The organism is Candidatus Desulfolinea nitratireducens, assembly GCF_982879505.1.
Genome location: NZ_CEYOSI010000334.1, coordinates 1 through 2438 on the forward strand (window position 1 = coordinate 1; position 2438 = coordinate 2438).

Below are 2438 nucleotides of genomic sequence, written 5' to 3' on the forward strand. Positions count from 1 at the left end.
ATTTAAATTTTCACTCAAAACCGCGCGTACAGCAGCGGTCAGAAAAATTGATCCAGCGGATAAAACGAGAGCATGCTCACCTGCAATTTCCAACGCCCGGGCAACTGCCTCTTCGACAGGCTCAACCGCTTCGCACGCAACCCCGGCCTGCTCGGCAAACCCAACCAGTTTCTGCACTTCAACAGCGCGTGGATGCACAGATTTCGTCAAGAGTACTTTTTCCAACCGAGAAGCTAATTCCTTCAACATGTCAGCCACATTTTTATCTTCCGAGACACCGAAAATTAATATGACCGGCCATTCCGGGAAGTATTCGTCGAGGGTTTGGCGCAGTTTGGCAAAGGAATCGGGATTATGGGCTGAGTCTAACACAATGGGCGGCTTCTCGCGCCAGATTTCGAAGCGCCCGGGCCATTTTGTTTCAGCAAATCCCTGTTTGAGTTGGGCAGCGTTGAACACGAGGCCTTCCTGGCGGGCGGCGATAAGCGCAGCATAAGCCGTGACCGCGTTCTCCACCTGATGGTCACCCAAAAGCGGAATACTGAGTTTCATCTTTGGACCATTCCGCATCCAGACTTCGAGCATTTGCCCATCAATGGTTTTCTTCTTCACTTTATACATCAGATCCCGTCCAACGAGGGTTAACGGGACATTGTACTCCTCGGCGGCCAAATCCAAAACGGAGGCAGCTTCCGGTTTTTGGGGTGCTGAAACGAAGGGATGTCCCTCTTTGACGATCCCTGCTTTTTCGCGGGCGATCTCGGTCAGGGTAATTCCCAAAACAGCGGTATGTTCCAATGAAAGGGAAGTGATCACCGAAACTAGCGGCGTGACAATATTGGTCGCATCCAGTCGTCCCCCCAGGCCGACTTCAATGACCGCAACCGTGATCTTTTGGCGAGAGAAATAGAGAAAAGCCAGCGCAGTGGTCAGCTCGAAGGTGGTGATAAAAGGAACCTGCGCCACGGAAGGCTTGATCTCTTCTACCAGGGCGGCGAATTCATCCTGCGGGATGGGGACACCGTTGATCTGCATCCGCTCAGTGAAATCCTGCAAATGGGGCGAGGTATAAAGGCCGACGCGATAGTCGGCGGCACGCAATGCGCTGGCTGTAAATGCAGCCGTGGAACCCTTTCCTTTTGACCCGGCAATATGAATGATGGGATAATCATTTTGCGGATCGCCGAGTAAATGCATCAGGTCACGCATCCGGTCAAGGTTGAACTCGGCCTTGGCGAGCTCGGAGGCATGTTTCAGGCTATAATCTACAAAAGAATAGAGGTAGTCAAGGGCCTTGTTATAAGCGGTTTCTGTATCCATTGGAAGGATTGTAATCGGCGAAAGATGGCTAGGCAAGGAGTTTTATGAATTGCTTCCTCTGCCAAAAACACGAGGGAATAATTGCTCCCCCACCGGGAGGATACATTCTCGATGGCGAGTGCTGGAAGATCTGTCACGCCCCTGTGGACAGGGGTCCATTAGGAACGCTTATCATAGAGTCCAGCCGACATTTTCTGGATTTTGCACAAGCTAATCCTGATGAATTAGCAGAATACGGGCCTTTATTGAAGCAGATTTATACGGCGCTCAAAACCATAACGAAAGCAGAGCGAATTTATCAATTAATTATTTTGGAGGGCGTCCCTCATTTCCATGCATGGTTGATGCCGCGTAAGGAAGATGACGAAGAGCGTGGAGTCTCATTTATCAATAAAGACGCCAGCTGTGAATATGCTGATGTAGAAAATTTAGTTGCTGCATTACGCACCAAATTGATGCAGTGATGTTCAGCGTCCTTAACCTCCACCTGCATACATTTCACTTGACTCTCTCACGCACAAAGCGTACAATTTGTACATAACGTACGCTTTAGCAAAGGAGTTATGGATGTTCCCTACAAAAATTAAAAGCGGTGAAGCGCGCGCAAAATGGCGAGATATTCTAGATCAGGTTTTTGCGGGCAAGGATATGCTCATTGAGCGCAATGGTAAAGAAATTGCGGTCATGATCCCCGCAGTTGATTACGAACAAATCCGTGAGACCCTGGAAGAAATGCGGGCCACACGGGAAGCCGCCGCTGCTTACAAAGAATGGAAAACTGATCCATCCCTTGCACGCGCCTGGGATAATGTTGACGCAGAACTAAATAGCGAAGAATAGCCTCATGGGGGAAAATCGTTGGCAAATCATTATCCATCGTAAAGCAGAAAAATCGTTGAAGCGATTGCGCGGCGAAATGTTGAATCGAACCAGGCAAGCTATTCGCTCGCTTGCAGAAAACCCGCGCCCAAAAGGTTATAAAAAAATAATGGGACATGAGAACCTCTTTCGTATCCGCGTGGGAGATTGGCGCATTATCTACGCGATTGAAGATGAGCAATTGATTATTCTCATACTCACAGTCGCTCCACGCAGCGGAATTTACAAGAATTACTGAA

At 49.0% G+C, this 2438-nt stretch carries 4 protein-coding genes; 3 read left to right on the forward strand and 1 reads right to left on the reverse strand.

The genetic code is table 11. From position 1 onward, the window contains the following. A partial coding sequence (locus AC3DOM_RS17420) for a bifunctional folylpolyglutamate synthase/dihydrofolate synthase (protein WP_487920309.1) occupies positions 1 to 1320 on the reverse strand: 1320 nt, incomplete at its 3' end. 44 nt (positions 1321 to 1364) lie between these two features. Here AC3DOM_RS17420 and AC3DOM_RS17425 point away from each other — a divergent pair. The 3 genes from AC3DOM_RS17425 to AC3DOM_RS17435 all read left to right on the forward strand — a co-directional run bounded on the left by AC3DOM_RS17425 (position 1365) and on the right by AC3DOM_RS17435 (position 2437). Next, complete coding sequence (locus AC3DOM_RS17425) at positions 1365 to 1784, forward strand: HIT family protein (RefSeq protein ID WP_487920310.1); 420 nt, start codon at positions 1365 to 1367, stop codon at positions 1782 to 1784. A 103-nt stretch (positions 1785 to 1887) separates the two neighbouring features. After that, a complete protein-coding gene (locus tag AC3DOM_RS17430) occupies positions 1888 to 2160 on the forward strand; it encodes a type II toxin-antitoxin system prevent-host-death family antitoxin (RefSeq protein WP_487920311.1) in 273 nt (90 codons plus the stop codon). 4 nt (positions 2161 to 2164) lie between these two features. After that, a complete protein-coding gene (locus AC3DOM_RS17435; RefSeq protein WP_487920312.1) occupies positions 2165 to 2437 on the forward strand; it encodes a type II toxin-antitoxin system RelE family toxin in 273 nt (90 codons plus the stop codon). Position 2438 lies beyond the last annotated feature (1 nt).

Coding starts and splice junctions, on each gene's coding strand:
- AC3DOM_RS17425 (WP_487920310.1), top strand. CDS start 1,365: ATGAATTGCTTCCTCTGCCAAAAACACGAGGGAATAATTGCTCCCCCA.
- AC3DOM_RS17430 (WP_487920311.1), top strand. CDS start 1,888: ATGTTCCCTACAAAAATTAAAAGCGGTGAAGCGCGCGCAAAATGGCGA.
- AC3DOM_RS17435 (WP_487920312.1), top strand. CDS start 2,165: ATGGGGGAAAATCGTTGGCAAATCATTATCCATCGTAAAGCAGAAAAA.